Source organism: Pseudoalteromonas sp. 20-MNA-CIBAN-0454 (genome assembly GCF_040308685.1).
GTDB lineage: Bacteria > Pseudomonadota > Gammaproteobacteria > Enterobacterales > Alteromonadaceae > Pseudoalteromonas > Pseudoalteromonas nigrifaciens.
Map to the genome: position 1 here is coordinate 74355 of NZ_JBEOOB010000010.1, position 14603 is coordinate 88957.

The following is a 14603-nucleotide window of genomic DNA, read 5'->3' on the forward strand; positions in this document are numbered from 1 at the left end:
CCTTTAAAATTAAGGTGAATTGCTTCCATGACAGACTTAAAACGATTAAATAAATTTATTAGCGATACTGGCTTTTGTTCGCGACGCGAGGCTGATAAATATATTGAAGACGGTCGTGTTACTGTTAATGGTATTCGCCCGGAAATGGGCGTAAAAGTTTCATCTACTGATGTTGTATTGGTAGATGGCAAAACACTTAAAGCAATCCCTAAACGCGTTTATATTGCCTATAACAAACCCGTTGGTATTACCTGTACTACAGAGCGAAAAATTCAAAGTAATATTGTTAAAGCAGTTAATTACCCCGATAGGATCTTTCCAATAGGGCGCTTAGATCGCCCATCTGAAGGGCTAATATTTTTAACTAACGAAGGCGACATTGTTAATAAAATTTTGCGCGCTGGCAATAATCACGAAAAAGAATATGTAGTTACTGTAGATAAACCATTAAACCGTCAGTTTGTAGCTAAAATGGGTAATGGTGTGCCCATACTCGATACCATCACTAAAAAATGTAAAGTAATCCAAACCGGTGCGCAGCAGTTTACTATTATTTTAACCCAAGGGTTAAATCGTCAAATACGTAGAATGTGTGAATATTTAGGTTACGAAGTGGTCACACTCAAACGCGTACGTATTATGAATGTGACGCTTAAAGGTTTAAAAGTAGGGCAATGGCGTCACTTAACTGAACAAGAAATGGCGATTATAAACAACTCTATTTCTGACTCAGGAAAAACCCAAGAACATTCAGTATACGATGAAGCAAACGCTTTACAGCAACAAAGCCCGCAAGCTGTAGCTAAGCCGCAAAAAACAAGTGATAAAAAACGTGATTTTCAGGGCGAAAACCCTAAACGTTTTAATCAAGGTGAGCGCACTGAAGAACGTAAAAAAGAGCGTAGTAAAACGCCTTATCAAAAGCGCTCAACCACTTATGTTAGTAAACCTAAAAGTATAAAAGCAAATAAATCATCCGACTCAAAAGGAATATTGAGCCTTAAAAAATAAAGCGATATAACATTAGGTACGGTACAACAACTTAATTAACCTGCGATTTTAATAATTTATTATCAAAATCGCTATTTGTTGCTATGTATATATTCTATAAGTTTATCCAGAGGCATAGGTTTACAGTAATAAAAGCCTTGTATTCTAATGTTATTAAACTTAGATAAATAACCGATCAGCTCAGGACTTTCTACACCCTCTACTACCACTGTTTTATTTAACTGCGTGCAAATATTAATAATGCCTTCTAGCAATGCTCTTTTTTGCCCAGCTAATTCGGCGCCAATGGTAAATTCACGATCTATTTTTATTATATTTGCCGGCTGACGCGATAAATAAGACAAGCTTGAGTAACCCGTCCCAAAGTCATCAATTGCTACATTAAAACCTTTATTCATCAGTGCCTTAAGCACTTCTTCAATAGCGCCTTTTTCTGACATAATCATTTCGGTCACTTCGATGGTGAGCAACTTAGGCAGTATGTTTTTTTCAGACGTTAACTTATAAAGCTTTTCGGTAAAGTTTCGCTGTTGTATTTGTTGCGGTGAAAAGTTAACCGCAACACAAATATTTTGTAATTCAGCTATGGTACTCATATCGTTTAGCACTTGAGTGAGGACTTGTTCGCCCACTTGTAATATTTGCCCTGTTTGTTCAGCAATAGGAATAAAAACAGCAGGAGAAATATAACTGCCATTATTTTTCCAGCGAACTAAAGCTTCTAAAGCAACAATACATTGAGTAGTTAAGTTATAAATGGGTTGATAATAAACCTCTAATGCCTCATTTTTAATCGCTTTTTGTAGCTCACTTCTAATTGTAACCATAAAATTATGGCTCTCATCCATAAGCTTATGGTAAAAACAAAATTGATTGCCGCCTAAAGCTTTAGCGTTATCCATTGCTATATCAGCTTGTTGTAGTAGTAATGCAGGGCTAATGACCTCTCCATCAGACATGGCTATGCCAACACTCACAGTAAGGTGGATATCAACTTCATCTAAGTTATATATATCGGCTAGCGATTTTATTACGAGTGTAATTTCATCCGATAGCTGCTGCTTAGATATATTACAGTAATGCAATACAAACTCATCATTGCCAAAACGCGCTATGGAATCCGCTGCAACTGCATTTTTTTTAAGCCTTTTAGCGACTAATTGCAAAACCATGTCACCTAATTTATGGCCCAAACTATTGTTTACCGCGCTAAAGCCATCTAAATTAAAAAACACCATCGCGCAATTTACATCCACACAGTTAACCTGCTTAGCCTCTATTTCTGCATTTAATGCATCACGGCGTAGCAGGCCGGTTAACTCGTCGTATTTAGCCATTTTATGTAACACAATAGACTGTTGTCTGAGCAAAAAAGTAGAGTCAATGGCTAAGATCAAAATATAAATAAACGCAAAAGTAAGCCATATTATCATTTGCTCAATTTGTGCCGCTTCTTTAAGCTTTGAATAGTCTTTAATAAAGCTATAAACGTTGTGCTTAATTACCTCTCTTACAACAATTTCGTTAACTATATAATGCTTGCTATAACGGCTTAATAAGCTATTTAAGTCTTGAACATTTTTTTGGTTTTTGTCGATTGCGAAATAAATTTTAGGTGTTAACTCAATAAAAGTATCAAACGAGCTGAGATAATCTATGTATCTGTTTTCAATTAACAAGTTTAAATTTAACAGTGCCAGCACTTGGTATTTTTTACCATTGCTTGCCGTTATTGGAATTGAGAACATAATTATGGGCGTGTCTGTGTCTAATGTTGCTGAGTTAGCCGCAAATCTAACTTCATTTTTAGCGGCTTTTAACCAGTTAGTAATAGGGCTGGTTGCAATTAATCCGTCATTAGTAAATTGCTTAGAATACGTTGTGCCGCTTATGTAATTCAAGTCTTCATCGAGAAGAAGCATACTGCTAATAACTTCAAAGTCTTGGGTATAAATTTTTAAGTCTATATTAGCCATTTTTATAAAGTCGTCGGCATTCACTGCTTCTAAACGTGTTTTTATGCGAGTAAGTGATGTGATATGACTTTCGAGGTTTTTATTGAGTATAGTTTCAACAAATTTAATTTTATTTTGTGCATCTACAGCTACATTAGTTACCGTTTTAACCGCGGTAACTTGCCAAAGTGTTATGCCAATAAAAATAGCAAAAAACGTAATTACTTTAGCGGTTATAGAACCTTTAACGGTAGTAATTGGGTTTTTAATTTTTATAATTAAAGCTAAAAAAAACACAAATACCATTACAGCACTAAAAGATGAGATAAAAGGGTTATGGCTGTCCCAAAACCAGCTACTGCTATCATGTCGCCACAAACTTAGCTCAAAGTTAATAAACAATATAGCGCCGGTAATGAGTAATATAGGTATGAGATATTTAATTTTTTTTGTAGGTAAAACCTTAGGTAAAAAAGCCAATAAAATAGCTAAGCCTAACGCAGTCAAAGAAAGTTGCAGAGAAATAACCGGCATTAAGCTTTGCGTAACAACAACACTTTCTAAAGCCCCCAAAAATGCAACAACAAGAAAAAATTGGATAAAACCTAAATACAATATACTTGCTGCTGATTGAGTTAGGGATAGTCTCATTATTTTCTCATGTCCTTAAAATGATTAACCTTAAAGTTACATTAGCATTATTAAAACAAAATACCAGATATTTAAAATGTTTGTATGTATATAAAATATAAGAAAAACGATGTTTTTGAGCGGTATAATCACAATGGTACTTTATTACTAAGAGTAGGCAGTTATAAGGCAGGTATAAAGTGGTATATAAAATAAACGCAGCTTTAGCTGCGTTTATTAATTTACTAAAAGCTTATTTGCTTTATTTAATTCTAGTTTTAAGTGGCTGATATTCAATTTTATATATAATGGTATAAAGCACAGGCACTACAATTAAAGTTAATATGGTAGCAAAACCTAAGCCAAACATAATGGTAACCGCCATTGATTGAAAAAACACATCAAATAATAGTGGGATCATCCCCAATATAGTGGTTATTGCTGCCATAGCAACAGGGCGTACACGGCTTACTCCTGAATCAAATACCGCCTGGTATGGCGCTTTACCTTCAGTTAATTCAAGATTTATTTGATCCACTAATACTATGCCATTTTTTATTAACATACCGCTTAAGCTTAGTAATCCTAATAATGCCATAAAGCTAAACGGCGCATTCATGACCAATAGCCCAGCGCTTACCCCAATAATTGCCAGTGGTACAGTAGCCCAAATAACTAAAGGCTGCTTAACAGAGTTAAACAGCAATACTGTAATTGCAAACATAGCTAAGTAACCAATCGGCAATGAGCCAAAGATAGCTTTTTTAGCTTTACTCGATGACTCGTATTCGCCACCCCATTGCATTTCGTAACCGCGTGGCAGCTCAATGTTTTCGATATCGGTGCGAATGCGTGCAAATAGTTTAGCCGGCGTTTCGTCACTTAGTACATCATGGTCAGCCATAACGGTAATAGTGCGCTTACGATCGCGGCGCATAATCAAGCTGTCTTCCCATTCAACTACAAACTCATCAACAACTTGAGTAACCGGTATAAACACCCCCAATACTGGGCTGAAAATTTGTAGGTCGTGTACACTTTCTACGTTTAAGCGCTCGTTAGCAGGAGAGCGCGCAATAATAGGCAGTAATTGGGTGCCATCACGATATAAACCCACTTGCTTACCCGACAAGTTAGTAAGTAATACTTGATCAAGGTCTGATTTACTAATACCTAAACGACGCGCTTTTTGTTCGTTAAACTGTGGGCGGATCATTTTGGTACGTGCCCGCCAATCATCACGAATATTATGCGAACCTGTATCTTGCGCTATGATATGTTTGGCTTGAGCAGATAGTTTTCTAAGTACAACTGGATCTGGGCCAGAAAAACGCGCTTCTATTTTTGCATCAGTTGAAGGGCCTATTTCCATAGGTTTAACTTTAAGCTGTGCGGCAACCGGATTGTGCTGTGCGAAATCTCGTACTTTTTGCATAACAGTGGCAACTGCTTCACGGTCAGTTACACGAATAATTAATTGCCCGTACGCGGGGTATGATTTTTCAGGAGCATAGGTAAGCATAAAGCGCGGAGCACCTTGGCCTACAGTACTGGTTATTTCAGTAACGAGCGGGTTTTGCTGTAAAAATGCTTCTAATTTTTTAATCCCCTCAAGCGTTGAGCGAATATCAGCGCCTTGTTCTTGCCAATAATCGACATAAAACATTGGCGTATTAGATGCCGGAAAAAATGATTGCTTTACAGCGCCAAAACCAACAACAGCACTACACAACAGTACTAACATTAAAACTAAAGTGCTTTTTCTAAAGCGCATAGCAAGGTTTAAGCTGGCTTTGTAACTGGTGAATATAAAACCTTGATATGGGTCGTCATACTGTTGCTCGCCATCAGCGTTTAATTGCGTTTCTTTAAACATTAAGTTGGCAAAAAATGGTGTGAGGGTAATGGCAGTGATCCAGCTTAATAAAAGCGAAATAAGTAATACCCAAAATAAACTGCCGGCAAACTCACCGCTGGCGTCGGAGCTTAAACCAATCGGCGCAAATGCAGTAATCGCAATCACAGTTGCCCCAAGTAATGGCCACTTAGTTTGTTCAACAATATTAATAGAGGCTCTTAGCTTAGTTTGCCCACGTTTGAGGTTAATTAAAATACCTTCGGTAACAACAATGGCATTATCAACAAGCATACCAAGTGCGATTATTAGCGCACCTAACGAAATTCTTTGCAAATCTATAGCAAATAACTTCATAAAAATAAAAGTACCTAAAACGGTAAGCAGTAAAATACCGCCAATTAATAGCCCGCTTTTAACCCCCATAAACAGCAGCAACACTATAATTACAATAGCAATCGCTTCAACTAGGCTAATAATAAAACCGTTTACCGATTTTTCTACTTCGTTTGGTTGGTTATAAACAGCATTAACTTTAATCCCATGTGGCCGCTGGTACTCAAGCGACGCAAGATGCGCGTCAATGTCGTTACCTATATCAACCACATTAACGCCCGACATAAACGACACGCCAATTAACAATGCTTGTTGTTGGTTGTAACGAATAATATTGTTGGGCACTTCGGCGTACTCGCGATATACCTTAGCTACATCACCTAAATAAATTAGCTCGCTGGCACCCGATTTAGAAATAAGCAGGGTTTCTAACTCTTTTACATCTTTAAACTCGCCAGTAGGATGTAAGCGAATAGACTCACTGCCGACCCTAATTTTACCTGCGTTAGAAACCGTATTTTGCGATTGTAATAATTGAAAAATATGACTAGGCGCTATACCTAATTGAGCAAGTTTTTGCGTAGAAATTTCAACCATTACTTGCGCTTGTTGCTCCCCCGCAATAGTTACTTTACTTACGCCTTTAACCAGTACTAGTTCGCGTTTAAGGTAGTCTACGTAGTCTTTAAGCTCGTCATACGAATAGCCGTCGCCGGTTACTGAATACATTACGCCGTAAACATCAGCAAAGTCATCAATAATTTTACTAGCGTATACACCACTGGGCAAAGATGGGTTGAGGTCGTTAATTTTACGCCGCATTTCATCCCAAATTTGTCTTAACTCTTGTTTTCGGTAGTTACTTTTCATTTCTACGGTAATTTGCGACTTACCATTTGACGAAATAGAGGTAACGTAATCAACGTAAGGTAATTGCTGAATCGCATTTTCGATAGGAAAGGTAACTTCTTCCTCTACTTGCTGTGGCGACGCGCCAGGATACATGGTGATAACCATGGCTTTTTTTAACGTAAATTCAGGGTCTTCTAATTGCCCTAAGTCAAAATAAGAAACACCACCGCCAATAAGTAGCAGTAGGGTAAACATCCAACTAATAACTTTTTTCTCTATAGATAGTTGTGCAAAGCTCATAATTACAGGCCTCGCTCTTTATTCCATGGGCGTACTTGCATGCCTTCTTTTAATGAATGTACACCGGCAGAAACAATTTGCTGTCCTTCTGTAATCCCACTGAGTACTTCAATGCCATCGCGGTGTAATTGGCCCACTTTTACTGCTTGTTTATGTATTTGGCCGGTTTGCTCGTTATATAACCATACATAAGCGTTGTTACTAATAGATTGCTGCGGATCAGAAAACACCGCCTCGTTGGGCAAAATAGTGTAAGCGGTTTGTGATTGCGTTACTTTACTTAAATCGATAAGTACGCGGCCAGTCATACCGGCAAGTAAGTTAAAATCTTCTGGCACTGGCAGCGAAAACACAACTTTATACGTTAATGTGGCAGGATCTGCTTGGGTGTCCCACTCCTTAAGTGTGAGTGTGTATTTTTTATCGTGATAGCCGTCAAAAATAACCGTTGGTTGGTATTGAGTTCCTTTAATAAAGCGCGCCACAATTCTTTCAGGTACTTGAATTTCAACATCCATTAAATCGCGGGTTTCTAAACGCAGTATATTTTGCTTTGCTTGTACGCTTTCATAGTTTTTTACAAATACTTTAGCAATCGTGCCCGCAAACGGCGCTCTAAGTTGGCTATATTCCACATTCGTTTGTGCAATTTTAAAGGCCGATTCGGCAACTTGCTTGTTAGCAATAGCCTGATCAAGCTCTGATTGGCTGGTAATGCGTTTTTCGAAAAGTTGTTCAATGCGCCCTAATTGTGATTTAGCCAGCTCATAGCGGGCTTTACGCTCATTATATTGCAGCTGAAAATCTTCAGGGTCTAACTTAGCTAATAGTTGTCCTTTTTTTACATGCTGACCCGCTAATACCGGAAACTCAACCAGCTCACCACTTACTCTAAATGCAAGGTAAGAGCCTTGATTTGCAACTACTTCACCAGGAAAACTGCGAATGTTAACTTGCGAATCGTGACCAATATTAAATAACTTTACCGGGCGTATTGGCTCTTCTTTTACTTGCGGCTCAGGCTCAGAGCAGGCTATTAAACCAAGTAAAGTCGTCGTTACTACACATAGACGTAAGAGGTGCATATTTTCTCCATGAAAATTAAAAGCTAAATAAAGTCAGTGCAGCATACTCCGCAAACATATAAAATAAAATTCATTAAATTTTAAAAACTCAATAAGTTTTACTTATGTTGTTATTGGCAGTGCTATGAAACTCAACCAGCTACAAATATTAGACGCCATTGTACAAAGCGCAAGCTTAAGTGCAGCGGCACTTAAACTACACAAAACACAGCCAGCGCTTACGTTAGCAATTAAAAGTTTAGAGACAAAAATAGGCTTTGCGCTACTCGACCGTTCGCAATACCGTTTACAATTAACCGAAAAAGGGCGGATTTTTCATCGCCAAGCTAAGCAACTACTCAATAACAACGAAGAGCTTGCACAACTTGCAAAAGAGCTAGCACTGGGCAATGAAGCGCAATTTAGAATTTGTTATGAACAAATATGCCATGTGCAAAGCTACAATGAGATCATAAGTAATACTTTTAGAGTATTTAATAGCACTGAGTTTAGTTTAACCAGTGGTAAACGCTTTATTTCGTTGGAGCAAGTTAATAATGGCCAAGCAGAGCTTGGCATAGGCCCTTGGTTTGACTTGTTTCATGCTACCGGCGATTTAGAAAGCTTGCCCATAGGCAAGCTCGACATTGGTATTGTTAGCGCAAAAAATATTATACCCAACACACTTAGCTACAGTGAATTACAGTCGTACCCGTGTTTAGCCATGTTTGAAAGCGGCCTGAGTATAGACAGTGATAGGTTGTCTTATTCTAAAGGCCCAGCAATGATGAAAATTGACGATATATCGAGCTTAAAATCGTTTTTACTATCGGGCGCTGGTTGGGCTATGATCAGCTTAGAGCATTGCGCTGAAGAAATTAAATCGGGGTTATTACAAAAAGTCAGCATAACTGATCGCGAGCATGAATTTAGTACGCAAATTCGCGTTTTTAGGCAGCACTCTAGCCATCATGGGCCAGTAGCACGTACTATTTGGCAGCAGTTTACTCAACTTAGCCAGGCGTATTTGAAAAAACATGGAAATTGATAAAGAAACGCTTATTTATACCGTTATTGGTAGTATTCCTAAAGGGCAAGTTGCAAGTTATGGGCAAGTAGCCGCTATTGCGGGGTATCCGCAAAATGCGCGTTTAGTGGGGCGGTTATTAAAGCTAATGCCCAACGACTCAACAATTCCTTGGCATAGAGTAGTAAACAGCCAAGGTAAAATATCGTTTCCTATAGGCAGTAATAAATATCAAGAGCAACGACAAAAACTGTTATTAGAAGGCATTGCATTTAAAAATGAGCGAGTGAATATGCGTGTGTACCAATGGCAGTAATATAACAAGTTTAATCTGCCTGCTGTTTACTTAGCCACTTACTTAATGAGTGCGCTGTTAAAATAGTGCTAGCGTTAAAGTGTTTATAACTAAGTGCTTAACGCAATAAAAAAGGGCAAGTTAAATGCTTGCCCTAGTTTGCGTGTAAAGTGCATGCTTTACACTAAGTTTTTGCCTTTTTGTTTCGCATTTTTAAGATCTTTAATAAGTGAGCAAAGTAAAATAACAAATACACCAAAGGCAATCACAGGCCAAATTAATACATAAATAGTAAGTAATGTTGTAGACATAATTTTTCCTTATTTATTGTCACTAAATTCAACAACACGTTGCTTAATTAAAGCAAAATCAAACGCGCTTTTGTTGCTGGTTAAGGTAAGCACTACACAAATAATAGCGCTGGCACCGTAAGCGGTCAGTGAGCTTAGCAATACAATATAGTCGCGTAAAAAACCTAAAGTAAAAAACAGTAGTATTACGGCTGTTATTGCGCCCAAAATTAACCCCGCAGTGCGGCCAAAAAAACCAAAACACATTAAGCCAATAACAACACCGCCGCCTACGCTTGCTATTACCTCAAAAAATAACGCGACAGCGCCAGTTAATTCCAGCCACTCAAAGCGTGCGATAATAAAGAGTAAAAACGCGCCGGTTACCGCGGCAGTAAACGCCAGATTTGTCACCTTATTCCAATATAAGCTAGAAATAACTGGAAACACAATTGCGCCCCACAGTGCGCCAACAAAAATTAGCATTGAGAGAATATCGAGTTTAAGGCTTGCAAATATAACGCCTAACATGGTGGCAACAACCATGGTAAAGCGGCCAACCCAAAGCATTTTTTTAGGGTTAGGATTGTTTTTACTTAAATGTTTACCGTATACGTCGGTCATTATAATTGCGGATAAGGCTGACAAGTCAGAATCGGCGGTGGATGAAAGCGAGCCAATAATCATCACAAATAATACCAACACCATAATGGGCGACAGGTAGGTGGCGGCCATCTGTGGAATGAGGTTATTTAAATCACCGTCTATAGGTTGCACGCCGGCTAGTAACGCCAGTAAACCCAGCATACCTAAGCCTATAACAATAGAGCCATAACCTATGGTTGCGGTAATAAAGCTCGGTTTTATTAAGTCTTCGCGTACAGCAAATAAGCGTTGGGCAATAGTTTGATTACCAATAGCGTACGCAAGAACTGCAACAAAAAATGGCGCGCCTTGCTCTAAAATGGCAGTAGTAGAGAAAAAGTCAGCTTGTTCTATTGTTAAGTTACTCATGCCTTGAGTAAATAAGTCGGGGCCATCGAGCTCAAAAAATAGCATAGGAATAATAACCACAGCGGCGAGCATCATAGCCATTAACTGGCCAAAATCGGTAAAAACCGAGGAGCGAAACCCCGACCAAAAAGTGTATATAAGCACGCCAGAGCCTGCAATTAATACCCCTTCGGTAAAGTTCAGTGGTGATAAAATATCTACTAGCGCACCGGCTGCAGTAAAGTTAACCATTAAACTAATTATACTGCCGACTATGTTTGAAGAGGCTAAAATCATTTGGCTAGCACTGCCATGCCGCGCATGCATAATTTCGGCTAAGGTACGCGCATTTGGCGCAAGCTCTCTAAAGCGCTTACCAAAGGGGTAAATAAATAAAATCATCAGTGCGCCCCAAAAACCGTAATGGATTGCCCCCGATAAACCATATTTGTACCCCGAACTTGCAGCAGCATAAAACGATGCTGCCCATATCCATGTGGCTGTCATACTCGCTGCAGACATGCTAAATCCAACGGATCCGTTGGAAACCATATAGCCATCGGCATTTTCTTGTTTTTTGCCAATACTTAGCGTGAATAAAAAGGTTAAACCATAAAAAGCAAATAAAACCAGCAGTATAGTGCTGGTACTAAACTGAAACATTTTGACTCCTTCGCCGCGTCACTCGTCATTACAATAGAGGTAATAAGGTGACGGTTATTATTTATTTTACGCAGTTAAAAACGCACGTAAATAATTAGAGGGCTACTAAAAACTTTATAAAATAGCTTAATAAAACTAGTAGCAAAAAATAGCTGATACGATCATCAGTAAAGAATAATGTAAGCAAAAACGCCCACATAAGAAATTAATGTTAACACAAATGGAGGATGTTATGTGATTTAGCTTGGTTTACAGTATTAAATGCTGAAATTGGTGCTGCTCAATATTTAATATAAATCAATTTTCTGCTAACGAATAACAACCAACAGGACGGCTATTTAATGTAATTACACAGCCAGTTTTCAGTGTTTGGTTAATACAGCAATAGCAACTTAAGCCTTATCGTTACCCTAAAAGGAAGTAAAATGTCGCTCTACCCATTTAAAAAATATACAGCCACAGTGCCCACCCAGTGGGTTGATTTTAACGGCCATATGAATACAAAATATTATGGTTTAGTTATTTACGATGCGCATATAGATTTTACCGAACATCTGGATTTAGGTGAGCGATACCGTTATGCAAATAACTGCAGCAAAGCATTAGTAGAGAGCCATTGTATTTTTGAAAGGGAGTTGTGCGAAGGCGATGAAATTGAGGTTGTGTCTTGGCTGTTGTACGTTGATGAAAAACGTATTCATACATTTCATGAAATATATTGCACCAATAAAGGGTATCGCGCCGCTGCGGGCGAGCACTTAGATTTGCATATTGATTTAGCAACCAGGCGAGTATCTCCATTTCCAAGTGAGGTGCTAGAGCGTTTAAAGGTAATAGAGCAGCAATTTTGCCAACTACCCAAGCCCGTTAAAGTAGGCAGTACAATTAAAATACCCAGCATAACTTGAACTATGGATAACAAATCTATCTCAAGCAGCTATTTTCGGCGCTAACTACGTTAAAATTACTTGCAATAGGCTAGCTATTGGCGCGTTAATTCGCCTTGTTTTCACTGAAAATCTCTTAATCAGAGTTCATGTTATATATTTCACGTTGATTTTATTTTAGCGGCAGGTAGAGCATAAGCTGCCGCTAAAGCGAAACACAAAGCGGTTAATTTTTAGCGTTATTTATTTTTAACTGTTCTTTTTCTAAATATGTTTGGCTGCCAACCCCAATGCAGCGCGCCCAAACGTAAAAATACGGTAATAAACAAGGAGCCTAAAATACACCATATATAAGACACTCCGAGTAAAAACAACGCTGCATAAGTTAAACCGCCCGACAGACACGCAGTAGAATACAGCTCTTCGCGCATTACTAGCGGAATTTCTCTGCAAATTACATCGCGCATTAGCCCGCCAAATATACCGGTAGTCATACCCATGGTAATGGCAACTATCATGGTAGTGCCTTCAATTAACGACTTTTCAATGCCGACAATATTAAATATAGCCATGCCTAATACATCAACTAGCAGCATGTAATAATTAGATACGTGCGGTAAATGGCGAATAAACACCACCGCAATAAATATTGCGCCATAGGTGGCGTATAAATAATCGGGCTCTGCAATCCAAAACACTGGCTGATTTAATAATATATCACGCAGTGTACCGCCGCCAAGCGCAGTAACTGAGCCTACAACTACAACACCAAAACCCCCAATGTTTTTTTCGTGGCCTAATAAAGTGCCCGATATAGCAAAAAAGGCCACCCCAATTAAACTCATAAAATGAAAGTATTCAAACGCCATGGTGTGGTTTCCTTACCATAATTAGGAGAGGTAGAATTAATAAACAGTGTAGCGTATTTAAAATTTATTTTTGCTGAACACTCCCCCACAACAATAGCTTTAATATGAAATTACGTAGGTTGGTTTGAGCGCAGTGAAACCCAACGAATAAAGGCAGCATCAATTAATCTAGGCGTTTTGCATTATCGATTGGCTTAAATAATTGGCTAAACTAAGCATCAATTTAATAAATAAAATAAACCTTATTCACGATTTTATCGGCTTTATCAGAGGACGCTTTCCCTTCAATACACATAACGACTAATGCCCACATAGTGGCAAACGCAGCCGGCAACAACAAATAAGTGCCAAATGGCGTGGCTAAATTGGGTGTTTTTGGCGCTGTAAAATACTGTGCCTAGGCTGTAAAAAATGCCGCCGGCGAGTAGCCAATATAATGCGTTTACATCAATTGCTAAGTAAAGCGGATAAATAATGGCGAGTGCAAACCATCCCATGAGTAAGTAGGTGGCAAGGGAGACTTTTTTATTACCATTGTGAACTAAAACTTTATACGCTACGCCAGCAAGTGCTACTGACCAAATAAAGGTGAGGGTTGCCCAAGACCAAACACCTGTTAACGACAGGTGTAAAAAGGGAGTGTAAGTACCGGCAATAAGAATATAAATAGCGCAGTGGTCGCACTTTTTATAAAATGCCCTGAGCCTAGGTTGTACACTGGCGTGATATAAAGTAGATGATAAAAACAAAATAAAGATGCTGGCGCTATAAATCGTTGCACTTATATAGGCTTTGGTGCTGCTTGATTGATTAAACAGATCCCACATTACCCAGAAAGCAAATAACACACCTATTGCATGGCTAATTACATTGAGCTGTTCTTCTTTACGCGAATAGGGCGCATTCGATGACATAACTGATCCTACCACTTTTAATTGTTTTCAGTGTACGTGTGTACGCTGAATCTTTCAATTATTATAAGCAAACATAAGGGCAAACTTTCGCTTGCTTTAAAGGCTCATTAATTCAATATGTTTTACTACAAAATAGGCTGAACACTCAACTGTTACTTAAAGGAAAATTATGCAAAAAAGCTTTAAAGCAGCATTACTTAGCGCTTTAATTTACCCAGGTGCTGGGCACTTTGCGTTAAAAAAGCATTTAATAGGCGCTATTTTTGCGGGAGTATTTTCGGTTTTACTACTGTTAACTTTACAAGAGGTGTATGCAATGGCGCAATGCATAGCTAATGACATAGTAAACACAAGGGGCGGTGCTAGCTTTGATGATATTTTGGCTGCAGTAAAGCACCCATCAGCGCACTGTGCAGCATTAGGGCAATACCAGTATATTTACTTAATGTTGGTTATTTGGTTTTTGAGCATAGTAGATGCTTACAGGTTAGGTAGAAAGGTGGTTAAATAAACAGCGGTATTGGCGCATAAATACAGCGTGTTATATTAACTAAAATTTAGCTGAAAAGTTAAATTAATTAGTTATATTAACCAACGCTGAATTTCATTTTCGGCTACTAATATTTAAATCTGCTTTATAAACAATGGGTTATATTTTTAAT

12 protein-coding genes are annotated in these 14603 nt (G+C 38.4%); 5 read left to right on the forward strand and 7 right to left on the reverse strand.

Features of this window, described 5'->3' with window-relative positions:
- Nucleotides 1-27 precede the first annotated feature (27 nt).
- Nucleotides 28-1011: a 23S rRNA pseudouridine(2604) synthase RluF gene (rluF, locus tag AAEZ22_RS06930; protein ID WP_197182319.1), complete on the forward strand. Its 984-nt coding sequence runs from the start codon at nucleotides 28-30 to the stop codon at nucleotides 1009-1011.
- Between the two features lie 71 nt (nucleotides 1012-1082).
- Here the strand turns inward: rluF and AAEZ22_RS06935 are convergent, their stop codons facing one another.
- The 3 genes from AAEZ22_RS06935 to AAEZ22_RS06945 form a co-directional block, all read right to left on the reverse strand.
- Nucleotides 1083-3617, reverse strand: coding sequence for a putative bifunctional diguanylate cyclase/phosphodiesterase (locus AAEZ22_RS06935; protein WP_197182320.1), 2535 nt, complete (start codon nucleotides 3615-3617; stop codon nucleotides 1083-1085).
- 241 nt (nucleotides 3618-3858) lie between these two features.
- Nucleotides 3859-6939 carry an efflux RND transporter permease subunit gene (locus tag AAEZ22_RS06940; RefSeq protein WP_197182321.1) on the reverse strand — a complete coding sequence of 1027 codons (3081 nt, stop codon included), beginning with the start codon at nucleotides 6937-6939 and terminating at the stop codon, nucleotides 3859-3861.
- Between the two features lie 2 nt (nucleotides 6940-6941).
- Entirely contained in the window at nucleotides 6942-8024 is a 1083-nt protein-coding gene (locus tag AAEZ22_RS06945) for an efflux RND transporter periplasmic adaptor subunit (RefSeq protein WP_197182322.1), read from the reverse strand.
- A 124-nt stretch (nucleotides 8025-8148) separates the two neighbouring features.
- On the opposite strand from AAEZ22_RS06945, the gene AAEZ22_RS06950 reads away from it, so the two are divergent.
- Nucleotides 8149-9051: a LysR family transcriptional regulator gene (locus AAEZ22_RS06950; protein ID WP_011330065.1), complete on the forward strand. Its 903-nt coding sequence runs from the start codon at nucleotides 8149-8151 to the stop codon at nucleotides 9049-9051.
- Nucleotides 9041-9346, forward strand: a complete 306-nt coding sequence (locus AAEZ22_RS06955; RefSeq protein ID WP_011330066.1) for an MGMT family protein — start codon at nucleotides 9041-9043, stop codon at nucleotides 9344-9346. The genes AAEZ22_RS06950 and AAEZ22_RS06955 overlap by 11 nt, the downstream gene beginning before the upstream one ends.
- A 158-nt stretch (nucleotides 9347-9504) precedes the next feature.
- Here AAEZ22_RS06955 and AAEZ22_RS06960 read toward each other — a convergent pair whose 3' ends face one another.
- Both AAEZ22_RS06960 and AAEZ22_RS06965 read right to left on the reverse strand, forming a co-directional pair.
- Entirely contained in the window at nucleotides 9505-9636 is a 132-nt protein-coding gene (locus AAEZ22_RS06960; protein ID WP_011330067.1) for a putative transporter small subunit, read from the reverse strand.
- A 9-nt stretch (nucleotides 9637-9645) separates the two neighbouring features.
- On the reverse strand, nucleotides 9646-11271 hold the full coding sequence (locus tag AAEZ22_RS06965) for a sodium:solute symporter family transporter (protein ID WP_011330068.1): 1626 nt from the start codon (nucleotides 11269-11271) through the stop codon (nucleotides 9646-9648).
- Between the two features lie 425 nt (nucleotides 11272-11696).
- Here AAEZ22_RS06965 and AAEZ22_RS06970 point away from each other — a divergent pair, with 425 nt between their 5' ends.
- The gene (locus tag AAEZ22_RS06970; protein ID WP_197182323.1) at nucleotides 11697-12179 is read left to right on the forward strand and encodes a thioesterase family protein; all 483 of its coding nucleotides are present in this window, start codon (nucleotides 11697-11699) and stop codon (nucleotides 12177-12179) included.
- A gap of 218 nt (nucleotides 12180-12397) precedes the next feature.
- Here AAEZ22_RS06970 and AAEZ22_RS06975 read toward each other — a convergent pair whose 3' ends face one another.
- A complete protein-coding gene (locus tag AAEZ22_RS06975; protein ID WP_011330070.1) occupies nucleotides 12398-13027 on the reverse strand; it encodes a trimeric intracellular cation channel family protein in 630 nt (209 codons plus the stop codon).
- A 284-nt stretch (nucleotides 13028-13311) separates the two neighbouring features.
- Nucleotides 13312-13941 (reverse strand): PAQR family membrane homeostasis protein TrhA, encoded by a 630-nt coding sequence (gene trhA, locus AAEZ22_RS06980; RefSeq protein ID WP_197182324.1) that lies wholly within the window; start codon nucleotides 13939-13941, stop codon nucleotides 13312-13314.
- Between the two features lie 169 nt (nucleotides 13942-14110).
- On the opposite strand from trhA, the gene AAEZ22_RS06985 reads away from it, so the two are divergent.
- Entirely contained in the window at nucleotides 14111-14452 is a 342-nt protein-coding gene (locus AAEZ22_RS06985; RefSeq protein WP_179806886.1) for a hypothetical protein, read from the forward strand.
- The last annotated feature ends 151 nt before the right edge of the window (nucleotides 14453-14603 follow it).

Excerpts from the sequence above, each read along its gene's own strand:
- rluF (WP_197182319.1), top strand. The coding sequence starts at position 28 with ATGACAGACTTAAAACGATTAAATAAATTTATTAGCGATACTGGCTTT.
- AAEZ22_RS06935 (WP_197182320.1), bottom strand. The coding sequence starts at position 3,617 with ATGAGACTATCCCTAACTCAATCAGCAGCAAGTATATTGTATTTAGGT.
- AAEZ22_RS06940 (WP_197182321.1), bottom strand. The coding sequence starts at position 6,939 with ATGAGCTTTGCACAACTATCTATAGAGAAAAAAGTTATTAGTTGGATG.
- AAEZ22_RS06945 (WP_197182322.1), bottom strand. The coding sequence starts at position 8,024 with ATGCACCTCTTACGTCTATGTGTAGTAACGACGACTTTACTTGGTTTA.
- AAEZ22_RS06950 (WP_011330065.1), top strand. The coding sequence starts at position 8,149 with ATGAAACTCAACCAGCTACAAATATTAGACGCCATTGTACAAAGCGCA.
- AAEZ22_RS06955 (WP_011330066.1), top strand. The coding sequence starts at position 9,041 with ATGGAAATTGATAAAGAAACGCTTATTTATACCGTTATTGGTAGTATT.
- AAEZ22_RS06960 (WP_011330067.1), bottom strand. The coding sequence starts at position 9,636 with ATGTCTACAACATTACTTACTATTTATGTATTAATTTGGCCTGTGATT.
- AAEZ22_RS06965 (WP_011330068.1), bottom strand. The coding sequence starts at position 11,271 with ATGTTTCAGTTTAGTACCAGCACTATACTGCTGGTTTTATTTGCTTTT.
- AAEZ22_RS06970 (WP_197182323.1), top strand. The coding sequence starts at position 11,697 with ATGTCGCTCTACCCATTTAAAAAATATACAGCCACAGTGCCCACCCAG.
- AAEZ22_RS06975 (WP_011330070.1), bottom strand. The coding sequence starts at position 13,027 with ATGGCGTTTGAATACTTTCATTTTATGAGTTTAATTGGGGTGGCCTTT.
- trhA (WP_197182324.1), bottom strand. The coding sequence starts at position 13,941 with ATGTCATCGAATGCGCCCTATTCGCGTAAAGAAGAACAGCTCAATGTA.
- AAEZ22_RS06985 (WP_179806886.1), top strand. The coding sequence starts at position 14,111 with ATGCAAAAAAGCTTTAAAGCAGCATTACTTAGCGCTTTAATTTACCCA.